Below are 19,257 nucleotides of genomic sequence, written 5' to 3' on the forward strand. Positions count from 1 at the left end.
GTGTCTCCTAGTACTTCAGCAGGTTGGTGTCGTCGACCGAGGCCGAGCGCCGGGTGCGGAAGATGGCCATGATGATCGCCAGGCCGACCACGACCTCGGCGGCCGCGACGACCATGACGAAGAACGCCATGATCTGGCCGTCGAGCCCGCCGTTGATCCGGGCGAAGGTGACCAGCGACAGGTTGACCGCGTTGAGCATCAGCTCGATGCACATGAACACGACGATCGCGTTGCGCCGCACCAGCACGCCGACCGCGCCGAGCGCGAACAGCAGCGCCGACAGCAGCAGGTAGTACGTCGGGGTCATTCCTTCTCCCCTTCCGAAGCGCTTTCGGAACCGACCAGCGCGTGCGCGTCCGGGTGCGGGCCCTGGTCGGCGACGAGCTTGCGTTCCTTCGCCAGCTCGATCGCCGAGGTGGACTCGATGATCGCCGAGAGCGACTCCGGGGCGACCGAGCCGTCCGGCAGCAGCGCCGGGGTGGCCACCGAGTTGGCCGTGGCGAAGACACCCGGGCCGGGCAGCGGCGACGGCCGGTCGTGCTCGCCGCGGAAGCGCAGGAGCACGAGCTCCTTCTGGGTGAGCTTGCCGCCCTTGGCGTGCCGGTCGGTGAAGGCCAGCACCATCGCGCCGATCGCGGCGGTGATGAGCAGCGCCGACGTCAGCTCGAACGGGAACAGGTAGTCGGTGAAGATCAGCCGGCCGAGGCCCTTCGGCCCGCCGCCCGCCGGCGTGGCGGAGTCGAGCGGGATGGCCGGGGTGACGTTGACCATCGCCCGGTAGATCCCGGTGGCCAGCAGCGCGGCCATCCCGATCCCGAGCACGGTCGCGGCCAGCCGCTGGCCACGCAGGACTTCGACGACCGAGTCCGAGCTCTCCCGGCCGACCAGCATCAGCACGAACAGGAACAGCATCATGATCGCGCCGGTGTAGACGATGATCTGCGTGAAGCCCAGGAACGGCGCCGACTGGATCATGTACAGCGCGCCCAGGCTCAGCATCGTGAGCACCAGCCACAGCGCCGAGTGGACGGCGTTGCGGGAGAAGATCATGCCGAGCGCACCGAGGAGCGAGACCGGGCCGAGGACCCAGAACGCGATCGCTTCGCCGGTGGAGACGCCCGCCGACGGGGAAGGTGCCGCGGCCAGGAGAGCGGAGATCACTTGACGCCCTCCCCGCGTGCCAGTTCGGGTCCGTTGACGTAGTAGTCCTGCTCGTTCTCGCCGAGCCGCATCGGGTGCGGCGGCTGCTCCATGCCGGGCAGCAGCGGGGCGAGCAGGTCCTCCTTCGTGTAGATCAGCCGCTGGCGGTCGTCGTCGGCCAGCTCGTAGAAGTTGATCATCGTGAGCGACCGGGTCGGGCACGCTTCGATGCAGAGGCCGCAGCCGATGCAGCGCAGGTAGTTGATCTGGTAGTCCGCGCCGTACCGCTCGCCCGGCGAGAACCGGGCCTCCTCGGTGTTGTCACCGCCCTCGACGAAGATCGCGTCCGCCGGGCACGCCCACGCGCACAGCTCGCAGCCGACGCACTTCTCGAGACCGTCCGGGTGGCGGTTCAGCTGGTGGCGCCCGTGGTACCGCGGCGCGGCCGGTGCGCCGGCCTCCGGGTACTCCTCGGTGGCGACCTTCTTGAACATCATCCCGAAGGTGACGCCGAAGCCCTTGACGGGATCAAGAAACCCCATCTTGCGCTCCTTCCTTTGCGGTACCGACGGCCGCCGGCTTGCGGCGGGCCGCCTTCGCCTCGGCCTTGGCCAGGGCCTTCTGACGCGGAGTGGTCTGCGGAACCTTGAGGTCCAGCGGCGGGACCGGGAACCCGCCGCCGGTCACCGGGACCGACTCGCTCTCCTCCTCGCGGCCCGCGGCGCGGACGTAGAAGAACAGCGCGACGACGATGAAGATGGCGACCGCGGCGATGATGATGGTCGTGGTGTTCCAGGCGATGACCTTCGCGAAGGTCACCATGATGATCCACACCAGGTTCAGCGGGACCAGGACCTTCCAGCCCAGCCGCATGAACTGGTCGTAGCGCAGGCGGGGCAGCGTGCCGCGCAGCCAGATGAACCCGAAGAGCAGGATGAACATCTTCGCGAAGAACCACAGCACCGGCCACCAGCCGGTGTTGAGCAGGTTGTTCCCGATCAGCGACAGCGGCCACGGGGCCATCCAGCCGCCGAGGAACAGCGTCGTCGCGAACGCCGAGACGATCACCATGTTGACGTACTCGGCGAGGAAGAACATCGCGAACTTCATCGAGCTGTACTCGGTGTGGAAGCCGCCGACCAGCTCCGATTCGGCCTCCGGGAGGTCGAACGGCGCCCGGTTGGTCTCGCCGACCATCGAGATCAGGTAGATCACGAAGCTCGGGACCAGGTAGAGGAACCACACCTTGTGCTGCGCGCCGACGATGTCGGCCAGGTTCAGCGACCCGGCCTGCAGGATCACCGCGACGATCGAGAGCCCCATCGCGATCTCGTAGGAGATCACCTGCGCCGCGCTGCGCATGCCGCCGAGCAGCGGGTACGGCGAGCCGGAGGCCCAGCCGGCGAGCACGATGCCGTAGACGCCGATCGAGGAACAGGCCAGGATCACCAGCGCGCTGACCGGGAGGTCCAGCAGCTGCAGCACGGTCCGCTCGCCGAAGATCGACACGACCGGGCCGAACGGGATGGCCGACAGCGCGATCAGGGCGGGGACCGCGGAGAGCACCGGCGCGAGGAAGTACACCTTGCGGTCGGCGGTGTCCGGGATGATCTGTTCCTTGAACGGCAGCTTGATCGCGTCCGCCAGGGACTGCAGGTAGCCGCCGGGGCCGACGCGGTTGGGGCCGGGCCGGTTCTGCATCCGGCCGACGGCCTTGCGCTCCCAGACGATCAGGAAGATCGTCAGGATCGGCCCGATCAGCAGGATGACCACGGACTTCAGCAGGATCAGCCACAACGGGTCGTCCGCCAGCAGCGCCGCCCGCGTCGCCGCGTCCGGCACCGAGCCGACGGCGGCTTCGGTCAGCAGCGGGGTCATTGCCCACCTCCAGCGAGGTTCACGACGGCGCCGTGCCCGGCACCGAGCGTCTTGAACACGGCGGAGCCGTCCGAGTTGCCCGGCAGCCACACGACGCCGTCGGGCAGGTCGGCGATCTCCACCGGCAGCGTGATCGCACCGCGTTCGGTGCTCACCGTGACGGTGACGCCCAGCCCTTCGGCGGTCTTCGCCGAGAGCCGCGCGACCGGCGTGCGCTGCGTGCCCTTGAGGTGCGGCTCGCCGTCCTGCAGCGAGCCGTTGTCGATCAGCTGGCGCCAGGTCGACAGGACCGCCTGGCCGGCCGCCGGCGCCGCGGGCGGCGCGACCTCGGCGGCGACGTGGCTCCAGCGCAGCGCCGAGGCCGGGCCCAGCTTCTCGAAGTCACCGCGGGCGGCGGCCGGGGTCTGCGTGAACAGGTCCGCGTCCATCTCGACGGCGAGCGTGTCGAGCACCCGGCAGTCCGGCAGGGCGCCGGTGCCTTCGAGGGTGACGTCGAACGGGCGGGTGCGGCCCTCCCAGTTGAGGTAGCTGCCCGCCTTCTCGTCCGACGCGGCCACCGGGAGCACGACGTCCGCGCGCTCGGTCACCGCGCTGTGGCGGAGTTCGAGGCTGACCACGAACCCGGCGCCGTCCAGCGCGCGCAGCGCGAGGTCCGGGTCCGGCAGGTCGAACGGGTCGACCCCGCCGACGACCAGGCCGCCGAGCTCACGGGCCGAAGCGGCCAGCAGGATGTCCGTCGTGTCGCGGCCCGGGGTGGCCGGAAGCGGGACGCCCCAGGCGTTTTCGACGGCGACGCGGGCGGCGTCGTCACCGACCCGGCGGCCGCCGGGCAGCAGCGACGGCACGCAGCCGGTCTCCAGCGCGCCCCGGTCGCCGGCGCGGCGCGGGATCCACGCGAGCCGGACGCCGGTGCGCTCGATCAGGTCGTGCAGGGCGGCGAACAGGCCGGGGATCGCGGCGGCGCGCTCGCCGACCAGGACGACCGCACCCTCGCCGCGCAGGGCCTCGTCGAGGTCCGGCGCGTGCTTGGCGATGCCTTCGACGGCCGCGGCTTCCTGTCCGGGGACGCAGGCGAGCAGTTCGCCGAACGTCTTGCGCACCGACGACGTCGTCCATTGTCCCAAGTGGACGATCCGGGTGCGGTTCCGGCGAGCCGCCTTGCGCAGCCGCAGGAACACGATCGGCGCCTCGTCCTCGGGCTCGAAGGCGACGCACAGGACCGTGCGGGCCCGCTCGAGCTCGCCGAAGGTGACGCCGGACTCCGGCGTCACGCCCACGACGTGCGAGGTGATGAAGGCGAGTTCCTCGGCCGAGTGCGGGCGGGCGCGGAAGTCGACGTCGTTCGTCTTCAGGGCGACGCGGGCGAACTTCGAGTACGCGTAGGCGTCCTCGACGGTCAGCCGGCCACCGGGCAGGACGCCGACACCGCCGTTGGACCGGGCTTCGACGAGCCCGGCCGCCGCGGCGCGCAGCGCGTCCGTCCAGGACGCCTCTTCCAGCTCACCGGTCTCGCGGTTGCGGACCAGCGGCCGCTTGATGCGGTCGTCGGCGCCGGTGTAGCGGAAGGCGAACCGGCCCTTGTCGCAGATCCACTCTTCGTTGACCTCGGGGTCGTCGCCGGCCAGCTTGCGCTGGACCTTGCCGCGCCGGAAGTCGGTGCGCTCGGCGCAGCCCGACGAGCAGTGCTCGCAGACGCTCGGTGAGGACACCAGGTCGAACGGGCGCGACCGGAAGCGGTAGGCCGCGCTGGTCAGGGCCCCGACCGGGCAGATCTGGATGACGTTGCCGGAGAAGTAGCTCTGGAACGGCTGGCCGGACGTCGTCCGCGACGCCAGGTCGAGGACGTCCGCCGTCTCCGCGGTGCCGATCTGCTGGTGGGCGCCGCGTTCGAGGAGCTCGATGAACGGGTCGCCGGCGATCTCGCGGGAGAACCGGGTGCAGCGCTGGCAGAGGACGCAGCGTTCGCGGTCCAGCAGCACCTGCGTCGAGATCGGCAGCGGCTTCGGGAACGTCCGCTTGGTGTCGACGAACCGCGACTCCGTGCGGCCGTGGGCCAGCGCCTGGTTCTGCAGCGGGCACTCGCCGCCCTTGTCGCAGATCGGGCAGTCCAGCGGGTGGTTGATGAGCAGCAGCTCCATCACACCCTGCTGGGCCTTGTCCGCGACCGGCGACGTCAGCTGCGTCTTGACGACCATGCCGTCGGCGACGGTCATCGTGCAGGACGCCTGCGGTTTCGGCATCGGACGGCCGCCCATTTCGACCTCGACCAGGCACTGGCGGCAGGCGCCGGCCGGGTCGAGGAGCGGGTGGTCGCAGAACCGCGGGATGACCGTGCCGAGGCGTTCGGCCGTGCGGATGAGGAGTTCGCCCTTGGGGGCGATGACCTCTTCGCCGTCGATGACCAGCTTGACGTGGCCCTCGGGGACCGGCGTTTCGGCCGTCTCGGGCTTGTCGGGGGCGATCGTCATGCCTGCGCTCCCACCAGTTCGCGCTTGGTGCTCTCACACAAAGCCAGGAATTCGTCCCGGAAGTACTTGATGCCGCTCTGGATCGGTGACACCGCGCCGTCGCCGAGGGCGCAGAACGACCGGCCGAGGATGTTGTCGCAGACGTCGAGGAGGGTGTCGATGTCCTCCTCGGTGCCGTGGCCCTCGACCATCCGCTCGAGGATCTGCGCCAGCCAGTACGTGCCTTCGCGGCACGGCGTGCACTTGCCGCAGGACTCGTGCTCGTAGAACTGCGTCCACTTCATCACGGCCCACGGCACCGACACGGTCTCGTTGAAGACCTGGACGGCGGTGGTGCCCAGCATCGACCCGGCCTCCGCCGCGCCTTCGAAGTCCAGGGGAACGTCGAGGTGCTCGGCGGTGAACATCGGGGTGGAGGAGCCGCCCGGGGTCCAGAACTTGAGCGGGACGCCGTCCTTCATGCCGCCCGCCATGTCGAGCAGCTCGCGCAGGGTCGTCCCCAGCGGGCACTCGTACTGGCCGGGCTTCTCGACGTGGCCGGAGATCGAGTAGATCTTCGGGCCGGGCGACTTCTCGCGGCCCATCTCGCGGAACCAGCTCGACCCGCCGTTGACGATGAACGGCGCGCTCGCGATGGTCTCGACGTTGTTGACCGTGGTCGGCGCGGCATACAGACCCGCGGCGGCCGGGAACGGCGGCTTGAGCCGCGGCTGGCCGCGGCGGCCTTCCAGCGAGTCGAGCAGCGCCGTCTCTTCACCGCAGATGTACGCGCCCGCGCCGGCGTGGACGGTGATCTTGAGGTCGAAGCCCGACCCCAGGATGTTCTCGCCCAGGTAGCCCGCCGCTTCGGCTTCGCGCACGGCCGCGTTGAGGCGGCGGATGCAGTGCAGCGCCTCGCCGCGGACGTAGATGAAGCAGTGGTTGGACCGCATCGCGTACGAAGCGATGATGCAGCCCTCGATGAGCGAGTGCGGGTCCGCCATCATCAGCGGGATGTCCTTGCACGTACCGGGTTCGCCCTCGTCGGCGTTGATCACCAGGTAGTGCGGCTTGTCGAAGTTCGGCGGCATGAACGACCACTTGATGCCGGCCGGGAAGCCCGCGCCACCGCGGCCGCGCAGGCCGGAGTCCTTGACCAGCTGGACGAGCTGCTCGGGCGTCCCGGCCAGGGCCTTGCGGACGGCGGTGTAGCCCTCGAGTGCCTCGTACGTCCCGATCTGCCAGGAGTTCGGGGACAGCCAGCGCTTCGTGAGGACCGGAGTGATGGGGTCAGCCATTACTTCTTCTCCACTTCCGGAAGCGGGACATCGGACGCCACCGGGGCGACCCAGCCGCGGTCCTGGGCGAGCTTCGCGCCCCGCAGCGTCTCGACGGCCTGCGAGGGACCGTCGACGTCCGCGCGGTAGGTCCGCTCGTCCTCCGGGAAGAACCCGGCGAGCTGGAGCTCGGCGCCCTTGAAGTTCGTCAGCGGCGCGCCGCGCGTGGGGGCCGGCTTCTTGCCCGCCTGCAGCGCGTCGACCAGCGCGACGGCCTTGTCCTCGGTCTGGTTGTCGAAGTACTCGTAGTTGACCTGGATGACCGGCGCGAGGTCGCAGGCCGCGAGGCACTCGGCGTGCTCGAGGGTGATCGAGCCCGGCTCGTTCGGCGTGCCCGCGGTTTCGTTGTGCCCCAGCGGTTCCGCCTCGGAACCGAGGTGCGTCTGGAGCCGCTTGTAGATCGCGTCGCCGCCCATGGCCGCGCACAGCGTGTTGGTGCAGACGCTCACGAGGTGCTCGCCGCACGGCTTGCGCTTGTACATCGTGTAGAACGTCGCGACCGCGCTGACCTCGGCGTCGGACAGGTCGAGCTGCCTCGCGCAGAACGCGATGCCTTCCTGGCTGACGTACCCCTGCACGGACTGCACGAGGTGCAGCAGCGGCAGCAGCGCCGAGCGCGACATCGGGTAGCGCGCGATCAGGTCCTGCGCCTTCGCGTGGATGTCGGCGTCGAAGATGTCTTCCAGCGGCGTCTCGGTGATGATGCCGGCGGCCACATCGGGATCCGGCGCGATGGCGACGACGTCGGTGTCCGGGCCGGCCGCGGCGTGCGTCGTCGCGGAGTAGTTCGGGCCCGGCTCGGGAACTGCTGTGGTCATCGGTCCACTCCCCCCATGACGGGGTCGATCGAGGCGATGGCGGCGATCACGTCCGCGACCAGGCCGCCTTCGGCCATTGCGGGCATCGACTGCAGGTTCACGAAGCTCGGTTCGCGCACGTGGACCCGCAGCGGCCGGGTGCCGCCGTCGGAGACCAGGTGCACGCCCAGCTCGCCGCGCGGCGACTCGACCGACGTGTAGACCTGGCCCGGCGGCACCTTGAAGCCCTCGGTGACCAGCTTGAAGTGGTGGATCAGGGACTCCATCGACTGGCCCATGATCTTCTTGACGTGCTCGAGCGAGTTGCCCATGCCGTCGCTGCCGATGGACAGCTGCGCCGGCCAGGCGACCTTCTTGTCCTCGACCATGACGGGGCCCGGCTCGAGCTTCTCCAGGCACTGCTCGATGATCTTGAGGCTCTCGTGCATCTCGTGCACCCGGATCAGGTAGCGCGACCAGCAGTCGGCGCCGTTGTCGACCGGCACGTCGAAGTCGAACTCGTCGTAGCAGGAGTACGGCTCGGTCTTGCGCAGGTCCCACGGCAGGCCGGCGGACCGCAGCACCGGCCCGGTGACGCCGAGCGCGAGGCACGCGTCCACCGGCAGGTAGCCGACGCCCTTGAGCCGGTTGCGCCAGATCGGCTGGCCGGTGAAGAGCTTGTCGTACAGCGGAAGGCGGTCCTTCATCGTCTTGACGAACGCCTTCACGACCTCGACGTAGTCGGCCGGCATGTCCTGCGCGAGGCCGCCGGGGCGGATGAACGCGTGGTTCATCCGCAGGCCGGTCAGGTGCTCCAGCAGGTGCAGCACCTCTTCGCGCTCGCGGAAGCCGAGCGTCATCGCGGTGGTGGCGCCGAGCTCCATGCCGCCGGTGGCGATGTAGACCAGGTGCGAGCCGATCCGGTTGATCTCCAGCAGCATCACGCGCAGCAGCTGCGCGCGGCGCGGGGCTTCGATGCCGAGCAGCTTCTCGACGCCGAGGCAGTACGCCATCTCCGTCGAAAGCGGGGCCAGGTAGTCCATGCGCGTCACGAAGGTGACGCCCTGGGTCCAGGTCCGGTACTCGCAGTTCTTCTCGATGCCGGTGTGGAGGTAGCCGATGACCGACCGCAGCTGCGTGACGGTCTCGCCCTCCATCTCCAGCACGAGCCGGAGCACGCCGTGCGTCGACGGGTGCTGCGGGCCCATGTTGATGACCATGCGCTCGTCGTGCGCGGCGTCGGCGATGACGTCGTCCCAGTCGCCGCCGGAGACCGTGTAGACGCGGCCTTCGGTGGTGTCGCGGGAATCCGCGTAGTTGACGTCGTCGGTGCTGTCGCTGCCTTCGGCGGTGGTCGACGTGCCCGTGGTGGCGTCGGAAAGGTTCTCGGTGCTCACGAGTACGACCTCCGCTGGTCCGGCGGCGGGATCTCCGCGCCCTTGTATTCGACCGGGATCCCGCCGAGCGGGTAGTCCTTGCGCTGGGGGTGGCCGTCCCAGTCGTCCGGCATCAGGATCCGGGTCAGCGCCGGGTGGCCGTCGAAGACGATCCCGAACATGTCCCAGGTCTCCCGCTCCTGCCAGTCGGCGGTCGGGTAGGTCTCCACCAGGGACGGCACGTGCGCGTCCTCGACGTCGAGGGTGACTTCGAGGCGGATCCGGCGCCGGTAGGTCAGCGACGTGAAGTGGTACACCGCGTGCAGCCGCTGCGGGACGTCGACGCCGTAGTCCACACCGGACACCGACGACAGCAGCTCGAAGCGGAGGCCGCCGTCGTCGCGCAGCGTCTTCGCGATCGCGGGCAGGTGCTCGCGGGCGACGTAGAAGGTGATCTCGCCGCGGTCGACCGTCGTCTGCAGGACCGCCTCGGCGGGGATCTTGCGCTCGGCCAGCGCGGCGTAGAACTCGTCGGCGAACTGGTCGAACCAGCCGCCGTAGGGGCGCTCGGCCGGCGCCGGGCTGTACGCCGGGAGCCGGACGCCGCCGTAGCCGGAGGTGTCGCCGGTGCCGTGGACGCCGAACATGCCCTGGCGTTCGCGGCCGGTGACGACCGGTTCGGCCGCGCCCGGGCCCTGAGCCGTCAGACCGGTCTCGGCGCGCTCGGCGCCGGAGTGCTCTTCGCCGGGTTGGGGGTTCTCAGTCATCGCTCTACTTCTTCGCGTACTTGATCGACGACGCGACGAGCTCGGTGCGTTCCCCGCTCGCGGCGCGGATGGCGGCGCGACGGGCGTTGATCGGCTCGTCCTGGATCTTGGCGTGCAGCTTGAGGATCGCGTCCAGCAGCATCTCCGGCCGCGGCGGGCAGCCGGGCAGGTACATGTCGACCGGCACGATGTGGTCGACGCCCTGGACCACGGCGTAGTTGTTGAACATGCCGCCGGAGGAGGCGCAGACACCCATCGCGAGCACCCAGCGCGGCTCGGCCATCTGGTCGTAGATCTGGCGCAGGACCGGGGCCATCTTCTGCGTGACGCGCCCGGCGACGATCATCAGGTCGGCCTGCCGCGGCGTCGCGCTGAAGCGCTCCATGCCGAAGCGGGCGATGTCGTAGCGGGAACCGCCGACCGTCATCATCTCGATCGCGCAGCAGGCGAGGCCGAAGGTGGCGGGCCACAGCGAGTTCTTGCGCGCCCAGTTGACGAGGCCTTCCAGGCTGGCCAGCAGGATGCCGTTGGGGAGTTTTTCTTCCAGGCCCATGGGTCTAGTTCCAATCCAGGCCGCCGCGCCGCCACACGTAGGCGTACGCGAAGCCGACCGTCGCGATGAACAGCAGGATCTCCACCAGGCCGAACGTGCCCAGCGCGTCCGCCTGCACGGCGAACGGGTAGAGGAAGACCATCTCGATGTCGAACAGGATGAACAGCATCGCGGTGATGTAGTACGCGACCGGCATCCGCCCGGCGCCGACGAGCGGCTGCGGTGACGGCTCGATGCCGCACTCGTAGGCGGAGAGCTTGGCCTTGTTGTACCGGCTGGGGCCGACCAGCGGCCCGAGCAGGACCGACAGCACGGCGAAACCGAGCGCCAGCACGAACAACAGGACCAGGGGCAGGTAGGGCTTCAGGCTCGGGGCCTCTTGGGCCAGCTGCACCGTGTCGGTCCGGGTCAGCAACGTCAGCACGGGGTCTTCGCCATCCTTTCCGCGCCGCTGCGGTTGAGCTTGTGGTGGGGAACCGCTGGGCCTCGTCGGCACCCTAAGGGACCTGGGTCACACCGCCGAGGGTCAGGGTCTCCTTACGGCCCGTGGCTGTCCCCCAAGGGAAAACACAGGCAGCTTGTGAAATAGTTCACAAGCCACTCGTCGCGGATGTGAAGCGATTCACAAAGCATGGGGGGAGTCTAGGACGCGACTCACACTCTTGTCCCTAGTACCCCGTGTTATCAGGGTCGCCTAAGTTGATCCGCCATCGTTGTCACGGCTCTGTGACGACGCCCGCGCGACCTGCGCGAAAGCTCCTCAAGATCGCCGGCTGGCTGGACAAAACGGGCACTGACCTGTGATCTATCCCACTGACCGCACGGCCAACTTGCTAGGCCACTCGTGTGTCCGCGCGCGAGAAAGCCCGGCACGGAAGCCGTGCCGGGCGCTCGTGAACTGCTCAGCGCGGGCTCGGCGTGACCTTCGCCAGCGCCGCGATCAGCCGGTCGACGCCGTCGCCGCCCTTGGCGTCGTAGCAGCCGGACAGGCCCTTGTAGACCAGCGGGAGGAGCTTGTTGATGCGCAGGCCGTACTTGGTGCACGCGTGCATGATCTTCGGCTTGCCGATGATTTTCGCGAACACGTTCCCCAGCGCGTAGTACCCGCCCATCAGCTCGCCGACAGCCCGCGGGTACGCCTCCAGAGCACGCTCCCGCGAAGGCCCTTCGCGCCGCGCAAGCGCCTGCACGACGACCTCCGCCGCGATCTGCGCGGACTCCATCGCCGCCGAGATGCCCTCGCCGTTGAACGGGCTGACCATGCCGCCCGCGTCGCCGAGCAGCAGCAGGCCGTCGCGGTAGTGCGGGGTGCGGTTGAACCCCATCGGCAGCCCGGCGCCGCCGACCTTGCCGATCGCGTTCTCCTCGCGGTAGCCCCACTCCTCCGGCGTCCCGTCGAGCCACTGGCGCAGCAGCGCGCGGTAGTCGGTGTTCCGGAACGACGCCGACGTCGACAGCATGCCGAGGCCGACGTTCACCGTGCCGTCGCCGAGCGGGAACGCCCAGCCGTAGCCCGGCAGCAGCTTCGGGTCCCGCGGGTCGGACCTGTCCCACAGCTCGAGGTGGCCCTCGATGAACGGGTCGTCGTGGCGCGGGCTCTTGTAGTACTGGCGCACCGCAACGCCCATCGGGCGCTTCTCGTTCTTCTGGATTCCGACGCTCAGCGCGAGCCGCGCGGACACGCCGTCGCAGGCCAGGACCAGCGGCGCGTAGTACTTCACCGGCGTCCGCTCCGGCCCGACCTTCGCCTCGACGCCGACCACGCGCCCGGTCGCGTTCGTGATCGCGCTGGTCACGGTGGTGCGCTCGTACAGCCGCGCGCCGGCCTTCACCGCGAGCTTCGCGAGGAGGTCGTCGAAGTCGTGGCGGGTGCGGGAAACGCCGTACGGCGGGTAGCTCGTCAGGTCCGGCCAGTCGAGCTCCAGCGTCAGGTCGCCGGTGAGGATCCGCAGGCCGCGGCTGTGCACCCAGCCAGCGTCCTCGCTGGTGTCGATGCCCAGGTCGATGAGCTGCTTGACCCCGCGCGGGGTCAGGCCGTCACCGCAGACCTTCTCTCGCGGGAACTCGGTCTTCTCCAGCAGCAGCACGTCGACGCCCGCGCGGGCCAGGTAGGTGGCCACGGTGGAGCCAGCGGGTCCGGCGCCGACGACGATGACTTCGGCGTCCTGGTCTGCGGTGCGTCGCGTCATAAGCGCGAGTTTAGGCAGGCTTTCGCGCGCGGTGGATCGCCACGACCCCGAATGTGAGGTTCAACCACTCGACGTCGGTCCAGCCGGCGCTCGCGATGATCTCGCCGAGCGTGCGCTGGTCGGGCCAGGTGAGCATGGATTCGGCCAGGTACTTGTACGCCTCGGGGTTCGACGACGTCCGGCTGCCGACCCAGGTCAGCAGCTTGAGGACGAACCGCCGGTGGACGAACCGGACGGGCGCGAACGGCGGCGTCGAGACCTCGCAGATGACCAGCCGGCCACCCGGCTTGACCACCCGGGCGATCTCGGTGAGCGCGGCCTTCGGGTCGACGAAGTTGCGCAGCGCGAGCGAGATCGTCACGGCGTCGAAGCTCTCGTCGGCGAAGGGCAGGTTGAGCGCGTCAGCCGCAACCATCGGCACGTTGCGGTGCAGGCCGGCGCGCAGCATGCCGAAGGAGAAGTCCGCGGCCAGGCACCAGGCGCCCCCGCGGGCGTACTCGACGGTGGACACGCCGGTGCCGGCGGCGAGGTCCAGGACCCGCTCGCCGCGCCGGGCGTCGAGCACGCGGGCGGTCGTCGTGCGCCAGCGGCGGTCGAAACCGAAGGTCATGAACGAGTTCGCCCGGTCGTACCCGTCCGCGACGCCGTCGAACATCGCGGCGACTTCGTGCGGGTCCTTGTCCAGGCTTGCGCGTGACATGCACCCGAGATTAGTCGGCGGACCTCAGCGGAACGTGGCCAGCATCCCCGCCACGGCCGCGGGCCAGGTGAACTCCTCCGCCCGCGCTCGCGCCGCCGCCCGGCGCATGTCCTCCGGGCTGTCCAGGAGGCTCGTGACGGCCGACGCGAACGCGGGCGCGTGGTCGTCCACCGCCGCCCCGCACCCGGGACGCACGATTTCCCGCAGCGCCGACGACGCCGACACCACCACCGGCGTCCCCGAAGCCAGCGCCTCCAGGGCCGCGAGCCCGAACGTCTCGTGCGGCCCCGGTGCCAGCGAGACGTCCGCGCTGGCCAGCAGCCGGGCGACGTCGCCGCGGCCGGACAGGAACCCCAGGAACGTGACCGGCAGCCCGCGGGCCCGGCGTTCCAGCGCCCGCCGGCGCGGCCCGTCCCCGGCCACCACCAGCCGGACCTTCACACCGGCCTCGGTCAGGGACGCGACGGTGTCCACGCTGCGCTCCACGTGCTTCTCCGGCGACAGCCGTCCACAGTGGACGAGCAGCGCGTCCGCGCCGGAGGCCAGGTCCGTGCGCCAGCCGTCGTCGCGCCGCGCGGGCCGGAAGGTCGCCAGGTCGACACCGAGCGGCACCCGGCGGACGTTCGGCGCGGCGACCCGGTCGAACTCCGCGCGGGCGAACGCCGTCGTGCAAACGACCGTGTCGTAGCTGGCCGCCATCCGCCGGTTGGCGACGTCGGCGACGCGGCGCGCCACCGGCTCCGGCAGCAGGAACTGCTCCAGCAGGCGGTCGAGGCGCTCGTGGGAGATCACCGTGCTGGGTACGCCGTGCCGCCGCGCCCAGCCCCCCATCCCCCGCAGCGTCAACCGGTCGGACACCTCCAGCCGGTCGGGCTCGAGGCTTCGCAGGACCCCGCGGACGCGGTGCGGGTCGACCGCGCGGTAGCCGCCGGTGCCCGGGATCTTCGGCGCGGGCAGGGAAAACCGGCGCACGCCGGTGGGCAGGACTTCGTCGGCGTACCGGGTGCCGGGCACCACGAGCGTCACCTCGTGCCCGCTGGCGACGTACCCGGCGCCGAGGTGGTGCAGCGCGGTGCGCAGCCCGCCCGAGCGCGGCCCGTAGAAGTTGGCGAGCTGGACGATGTGCATGTCAGGCCGCGCGGGCGGCCCGGCCCTGCACGGCTTCGTAGTGCCCCATCAGCTCGCGGCAGACGGCCGGCCAGGTCCGGCCGAGCACGACCTTGCGCGCCTTCTCGCCGAGCCTCGCCCGCAACGCGGCGTCGCGCAGGGCGTCGACCTTCTCGACGAGCGCCGGGCCGAACAGCTCGCGGTCCGCGGGCAGCAGGTAGCCGGTGCGGCCGGGCAGGACGAGGTCCTTGGGGCCGCCCGCGGCCGGCGCGAGCACCGGCAGGCCGGACGCCATCGCCTCCTGCACCGCCTGGCAGAAGGTCTCGTGCGGGCCGGTGTGGACGAAGACGTCGAAGCTCGCGTACGCCTTCGAAAGCTCGTCGCCGTACTTCGCGCCCAGGAAGGCCGCGCCGGGCAGCTGCTCCTTCAACGCGGGCAGTTCGGGCCCGTCGCCGACGACGACCACCCGGATCCCCGGCATCCCGGCCAGCGCGGCCAGCCGGTCGACCTCCTTCTCGGGCGCCAGCCGGCCGACGAACCCGACGAGCAGCTCGCCGTTCGGAGCCAGCTCGGCCCGCAGCGCCGCGTCGGCGTGGTCCGGGGAGAAGCGCTCGATGTCGACCCCGCGGGCCCACCGGTGCACGCGCGGGACGCCGTGCAGCTCGAGCTGCTCGACGGAGTCGCTGGAGGGGGCGAGCGTCCGGTCGGCGCGCGAGTGCAGCCGCCGCACCCAGCGCCACGCGGCGCGGGCGGCGATGCCGAAGCCGTACGCGGCGGCGAACCCGGCGATGTCGGTCTGGTAGACGGCGATCGACGGGACGCGCAGCCGTCTCGCCGCGGCGAGCCCGCGCGCGCCGACCACGAACGGCGAGGCCAGGTGCACGACGTCCGGGCCGAACGCGGTGAGCGCGTTGAGCACGGTGCGCGTCGGCACGCCGATCGGCAGGGAGTTGACCCCGGGGAAGTCCAGCGCGGGGATCCGGACCACCGGGGCGCCCCGGTAGGAGTCCGGGCCGGGGCCGGGGGCGATGATCAGCACGTCGTGGGCGCGTTCGCGCAGGTGCTCGACGACCCGCAGGACGGAGTTGGTCACGCCGTTCACCTGGGGCAGGAAACTTTCGGTGACTATGGCGACTCGCACGCCATGGACGATCGCACCCGATCCTGGCGACCGCGTGACACGGCGGCCAACGGTGCCGGAACAGATCGGCTACGACATGTCATCTCAAGGTCGCGTGCCGGAAACCAGGGTGGCCCAGACTAGGCGGGCATGACCCTCTTGTCCTCACGGCCGCCGCGGCCCGTCGAGCCCGGCCTGCTGTCGAGGGCGCTCGAAGTGGCCGGGCGGCTGGCCAACGACGCCACCGACGTGATCACCGCGACCGCCGGCCGCGGCGCCCACCCATCGACGTTGGATTCGCCGTTCGACTGGGTCACCGACACGGATCGCATCCTGGAGCGCCACACCCGCCGCGTCCTGACGGCGGAGTTCCCGGGCATCCCGGTGGTGGGCCACGAGTTCGGCGCGGATCACGGCGCCGACGTCGCGGAGTACCGCTGGGTGGTGGACTCGGTGGACGGCACGGCGAACTACGTGGCCGGCGTGCCGTGGTGCGCGTACAGCCTGGCCCTGGTCGACGCGGCGGGCCCGGTGGTGGGGGTGGTGGCGGACCCGTACCGAGCCCAGATCTACGCGGCGGCCCGCGGAAGGGGCGCCCGCGCGAACGGCAAACCGGTCAAGCTGCAGGACCGCTGCGTGACAGCGGGAGCCCTGGTCTGCACGGAGTTCGCCCGCCGCGGCCCATGGCCGGGAATGGGCGGCTTCATCGAGCGAGCAGCCGCGGCGCACGCGGGAGTGCGCGTGCTGGGCTCGGCGGCACTGTCGATCGCACAGGTGGCGCTGGGCCACGCGGCAGCGGCGGTGCTGCACAGCTACCACGAGTGGGACGTGGCGGGCTCGGTGGCCATGGCGATCGAGGCGGGAGCGGTGGTCCTGGACAAGCACGGCGAGGACACGGCCCTGCCGACGGACGGCCTGCTGGTGGCGGCCCCGGGAGTGGCGGACGAGGTCCTGGGCTGGTGGCAGGAGACGGCCCACGCGGGCTAATCGGGTTGCGCGCGCTGTGAGGATCGAAGCATGCCCACGCTGCACACAAGCCGGCTCACGCTCGTGCCCTTGGCCGACGAGCACCTGGAGCTGGAGTACGAACTGGACTCGGACCCGGCGGTGATGCGCTACCTGACCGGCCGGGCGTCGACCCGCGACGAGGTCCGGCAGGCACACGCACGGCGGATGGCGACCGAGCCCGGGTTCGGCTTCTGGATGGGTTTCGCGGGCGAGGAGTTCGTGGGGTGGTGGCTGCTGCGGCCGCCCAACGGGCCGGACCAGCCGTACGTCGAAGGCGAGGCGGAGCTGGGCTACCGCCTGCTGCGCCGCCACTGGCGGCAGGGATACGCCCGCGAAGGCTCGCGGGAGCTGCTCCGCTACGGGTTCGAGGAGCTGGGCCTGGACCGCATCTTCGCCCAGACGATGGCGGTCAACACACCGTCCCGGGCAACGATGACCTCGGCCGGAATGACGTTCAAGCGAGCGTTCATCTCAGCGGCGGAGTACGACGCCCCGATCACGGGAGCCGACCAGGGCGAGGTCGAATACGAGATCACCCGGAACCACTGGCCCGAGGCCTGACCGGCGGTCAAACCACAGCCTGACCGCCGGATCCAGCGAAACGCAACCAGCAGCGCCTACACCTCCCCCGCCCCTCGTCCCAGCCGCAGTCAGCACCGGAGAGCCGGGGTCAAGGGTGAGCTTGCTCATCGCGAAGCGACGCCGAAGGCGCCCTTGAGCCCGGCTCTCCGGTGTTGAACAATCGAAGACGAGGAGCGGAAAACCCAAGCCGGACCCACAGCTCCGGCAACCGTCAGGCCACAGCGGAAGCCGCAGCCCGCCGAGTCTGCCGCCGAATCCACCACAGCCCCGGCCCGGCCACCAGCCAGGTGAAGAACACGAAGCTCCCCAACGGCAGCAGCGTCAACGCAGCCGACCGCCCGGCCACCCGGGCCAGCTCCGGATCCGAAGCGTCGTACTCGATCCGCACCAGCTGCCCCGCAGCCAGCCCGTCCGGGTACAGCACCCCGTTCGCCGGGCTGTGCACGATCCCGTCCGGCGTCTCGAAGTGGATGATCGTCCGGTCGAACGCCACCGAATCCACCGTCGCCGTCGCCGTACCCAGCTGCGACGAGATCGCGCTGTCGTTGCGGATCGCCGCGAACACCAGGCACACGCACATCACCGTGAGGAGTGAGGCGACGCCGAGGATGGTCCACCACCCGACGCGCCTCACCCGCTCACTTCTCGTGCTCACGCCGCGAGCGTAGCGGTCTCGCTCAGCCCGTGTGCCCGGCGGCGAGGAACCGGTGGTTCGCCTGGATCTGGTCGAACGACCGAGGCTTGACCGGAACAGACGCGGCCACCCGAGCAGCGGCGCCGTTCGGGCCCACCGCCGGCTTGCCCGCCGTGTACAGCCACGTCTGGAACAGGTCGTGCAGCGGCTTGCCCGAGATCTTCTCCGCCAGCGCGATGAAGTCCAGGATCCGCCCGTTCGCCCCGCCGCGCTGGGCCTGCCACCCCTTCAGGATCGCGAAGAACGCCTGGTCACCGACGGCGGTCCGCAGCGCCTGGAGCGTCAGCGCGCCCCGGTCGTACACCGCGTTGTCGAACTGGTTGTCCGCGCCCGGGTCGGCCGGGACCAGCTTCCACAGGTCGCCGTCGGCCGGGTTCGAGTCGTACGTGTACTGGGCCAGCTCCGCGACCGTGCCCTCGCCCTCGTGCTCCGACCACAGCCACTCCGCGTACGACGCGAAGCCCTCGTTCAGCCAGATGTCGCTCCAGCGCCCCAGCGAGACGTTGTCGCCGAACCACTGGTGGGCGTTCTCGTGCGCGATCAACGTCGTGTTGGAGCCCGCGCGGAAGTTGCGGACGCCGTACGTCGGGCGGGTCTGGTTCTCCAGGGAGAAGCCGATGCCGCTGGTCACGACGCCGCCCTCGGCCTCGAACGGGTACGGGCCGAACTGGGTGGCCAGGAACTCGTCGATCTCCGGCGTCCGCTCGACGCTGGCCTTCGCCGCGTACAGCGAGTCGCCCAGGTCGGCGCCGTACGCCGTGATGAACGGCTTGCCGTCCGGCGTGGTCGACTCGACGACCTCGTACTTGCCGACGATGAACGACGTCAGGTACGTGGCCTGCGGGTGGGTGCTGCGCCACTGCCAGCGGGTCCAGCCCGCGCGGCTCTTCGTCTTGCGGACGAGGGTGCCGTTGGTGATGGCCGCGTTGTCGTCCGGCGCCTCGATCGAGACGTCGTAGGTCGCCTTGTCGGTCGGGTGGTCGTTGGCCGGGAACCACCACGCCGAGCTCTGCGGCTCGTCGACGCCGAGGGCGCCGAAGGAGCCCTTCTTCCACGCGTTGAGCCCGTCCACCGTCTCGGTCGAGGGCGTGTCCGAGTAGGCGACGACGACGGTCGCGGTCTGGCCCTTGAGCAGCGGCTGCGCCGGCGTGACGACGAGCTCGCCGTTGCCGGTCTGGTTGGTGAACTGCGCCGGGCGGTTGTTCACCCGCACGCTCGACGCCTTGAGCGCGAAGTCCAGGTCGAACCGCGAAAGGTCCTGCGTCGCGGTGAGCAGCAGCGTCGTCGTGCCCGACAGGACGTCGGTCGCGGGCTGGTAGCTGAGCCGGATGTCGTAGTGCAGCACGTCGGTGCCGCCGTTGCCGGCGTTCGGGTAGTACGGGTCGCCGACGCCGGGGGCGCCGGGCGCGGGCGCCGCGCTCGCCGTGCCCGCGAGCAGCACCGAGACGACGCCGGCCGCGAGCGCACCGAGACCGGTGCGCGTTCTTGCACGCATTCGTTTTCCTCCTGAAGGAGTGAGAAGCAGCGCGCTCGAACGTAGCCAGGTGACAAGAACCCAGGAA

At 70.5% G+C, this 19,257-nt stretch carries 19 protein-coding genes; 2 read left to right on the plus strand and 17 right to left on the minus strand.

Annotated elements, in window-relative coordinates:
* Positions 1-7: 7 nt before the first annotated feature.
* From nuoK to ABZW17_RS29550, 15 genes are all read right to left on the minus strand, one after another.
* Positions 8-307: an NADH-quinone oxidoreductase subunit NuoK gene (gene nuoK / locus ABZW17_RS29480; RefSeq protein ID WP_003081840.1), complete on the minus strand. Its 300-nt coding sequence runs from the start codon at positions 305-307 to the stop codon at positions 8-10.
* The gene (locus tag ABZW17_RS29485; protein ID WP_354821269.1) at positions 304-1,161 is read right to left on the minus strand and encodes an NADH-quinone oxidoreductase subunit J; all 858 of its coding nucleotides are present in this window, start codon (positions 1,159-1,161) and stop codon (positions 304-306) included. Before ABZW17_RS29485 ends, nuoK begins: the two co-directional genes overlap by 4 nt.
* The gene (gene nuoI, locus ABZW17_RS29490) at positions 1,158-1,682 is read right to left on the minus strand and encodes an NADH-quinone oxidoreductase subunit NuoI (protein ID WP_086678351.1); all 525 of its coding nucleotides are present in this window, start codon (positions 1,680-1,682) and stop codon (positions 1,158-1,160) included. The genes ABZW17_RS29485 and nuoI overlap by 4 nt, the downstream gene beginning before the upstream one ends.
* Complete coding sequence (gene nuoH, locus ABZW17_RS29495; RefSeq protein WP_354821273.1) at positions 1,669-3,018, minus strand: NADH-quinone oxidoreductase subunit NuoH; 1,350 nt, start codon at positions 3,016-3,018, stop codon at positions 1,669-1,671. The genes nuoI and nuoH overlap by 14 nt, the downstream gene beginning before the upstream one ends.
* A complete protein-coding gene (locus tag ABZW17_RS29500; RefSeq protein WP_354821276.1) occupies positions 3,015-5,486 on the minus strand; it encodes an NADH-quinone oxidoreductase subunit G in 2,472 nt (823 codons plus the stop codon). The genes nuoH and ABZW17_RS29500 overlap by 4 nt, the downstream gene beginning before the upstream one ends.
* Positions 5,483-6,763: an NADH-quinone oxidoreductase subunit NuoF gene (gene nuoF, locus ABZW17_RS29505; RefSeq protein ID WP_354821279.1), complete on the minus strand. Its 1,281-nt coding sequence runs from the start codon at positions 6,761-6,763 to the stop codon at positions 5,483-5,485. Before nuoF ends, ABZW17_RS29500 begins: the two co-directional genes overlap by 4 nt.
* Positions 6,763-7,620, minus strand: coding sequence for an NADH-quinone oxidoreductase subunit NuoE (gene nuoE / locus ABZW17_RS29510; protein ID WP_354821282.1), 858 nt, complete (start codon positions 7,618-7,620; stop codon positions 6,763-6,765). The genes nuoF and nuoE overlap by 1 nt, the downstream gene beginning before the upstream one ends.
* On the minus strand, positions 7,617-8,996 hold the full coding sequence (locus ABZW17_RS29515; RefSeq protein ID WP_354821285.1) for an NADH-quinone oxidoreductase subunit D: 1,380 nt from the start codon (positions 8,994-8,996) through the stop codon (positions 7,617-7,619). The genes nuoE and ABZW17_RS29515 overlap by 4 nt, the downstream gene beginning before the upstream one ends.
* Positions 8,993-9,742, minus strand: coding sequence for an NADH-quinone oxidoreductase subunit C (locus ABZW17_RS29520; RefSeq protein ID WP_354821288.1), 750 nt, complete (start codon positions 9,740-9,742; stop codon positions 8,993-8,995). The genes ABZW17_RS29515 and ABZW17_RS29520 overlap by 4 nt, the downstream gene beginning before the upstream one ends.
* A gap of 4 nt (positions 9,743-9,746) precedes the next feature.
* On the minus strand, positions 9,747-10,295 hold the full coding sequence (locus ABZW17_RS29525; RefSeq protein WP_003081859.1) for an NADH-quinone oxidoreductase subunit B: 549 nt from the start codon (positions 10,293-10,295) through the stop codon (positions 9,747-9,749).
* A gap of 4 nt (positions 10,296-10,299) precedes the next feature.
* Positions 10,300-10,719: an NADH-quinone oxidoreductase subunit A gene (locus tag ABZW17_RS29530; protein WP_013222453.1), complete on the minus strand. Its 420-nt coding sequence runs from the start codon at positions 10,717-10,719 to the stop codon at positions 10,300-10,302.
* Positions 10,720-11,197: 478 nt separating this feature from the next.
* Positions 11,198-12,484 (minus strand): geranylgeranyl reductase family protein, encoded by a 1,287-nt coding sequence (locus ABZW17_RS29535; RefSeq protein WP_354821293.1) that lies wholly within the window; start codon positions 12,482-12,484, stop codon positions 11,198-11,200.
* Positions 12,485-12,494: 10 nt separating this feature from the next.
* On the minus strand, positions 12,495-13,184 hold the full coding sequence (locus ABZW17_RS29540) for a class I SAM-dependent methyltransferase (protein WP_354821296.1): 690 nt from the start codon (positions 13,182-13,184) through the stop codon (positions 12,495-12,497).
* 24 nt (positions 13,185-13,208) lie between these two features.
* Positions 13,209-14,312: a glycosyltransferase gene (locus ABZW17_RS29545; RefSeq protein WP_354821299.1), complete on the minus strand. Its 1,104-nt coding sequence runs from the start codon at positions 14,310-14,312 to the stop codon at positions 13,209-13,211.
* Position 14,313: 1 nt separating this feature from the next.
* Positions 14,314-15,384, minus strand: coding sequence for a glycosyltransferase family 1 protein (locus tag ABZW17_RS29550; protein ID WP_354821302.1), 1,071 nt, complete (start codon positions 15,382-15,384; stop codon positions 14,314-14,316).
* Positions 15,385-15,561: 177 nt separating this feature from the next.
* On the opposite strand from ABZW17_RS29550, the gene ABZW17_RS29555 reads away from it, so the two are divergent.
* Together ABZW17_RS29555 and ABZW17_RS29560 are read left to right on the plus strand one after the other, a co-directional pair.
* Entirely contained in the window at positions 15,562-16,398 is an 837-nt protein-coding gene (locus tag ABZW17_RS29555; RefSeq protein WP_354821305.1) for an inositol monophosphatase, read from the plus strand.
* A gap of 30 nt (positions 16,399-16,428) precedes the next feature.
* The gene (locus tag ABZW17_RS29560; RefSeq protein ID WP_354821308.1) at positions 16,429-16,980 is read left to right on the plus strand and encodes a GNAT family N-acetyltransferase; all 552 of its coding nucleotides are present in this window, start codon (positions 16,429-16,431) and stop codon (positions 16,978-16,980) included.
* Positions 16,981-17,212: 232 nt separating this feature from the next.
* Here the strand turns inward: ABZW17_RS29560 and ABZW17_RS29565 are convergent, their stop codons facing one another.
* Both ABZW17_RS29565 and ABZW17_RS29570 read right to left on the minus strand, forming a co-directional pair.
* Positions 17,213-17,656, minus strand: coding sequence for a DUF3592 domain-containing protein (locus ABZW17_RS29565; protein ID WP_354821311.1), 444 nt, complete (start codon positions 17,654-17,656; stop codon positions 17,213-17,215).
* A gap of 22 nt (positions 17,657-17,678) precedes the next feature.
* On the minus strand, positions 17,679-19,190 hold the full coding sequence (locus tag ABZW17_RS29570) for a M1 family metallopeptidase (RefSeq protein ID WP_354821314.1): 1,512 nt from the start codon (positions 19,188-19,190) through the stop codon (positions 17,679-17,681).
* Between the last annotated feature and the right edge of the window lie 67 nt (positions 19,191-19,257).

It is taken from the genome of Amycolatopsis sp. NPDC004625 (assembly GCF_040609695.1).
Classification (GTDB): Bacteria; Actinomycetota; Actinomycetes; order Mycobacteriales; family Pseudonocardiaceae; genus Amycolatopsis.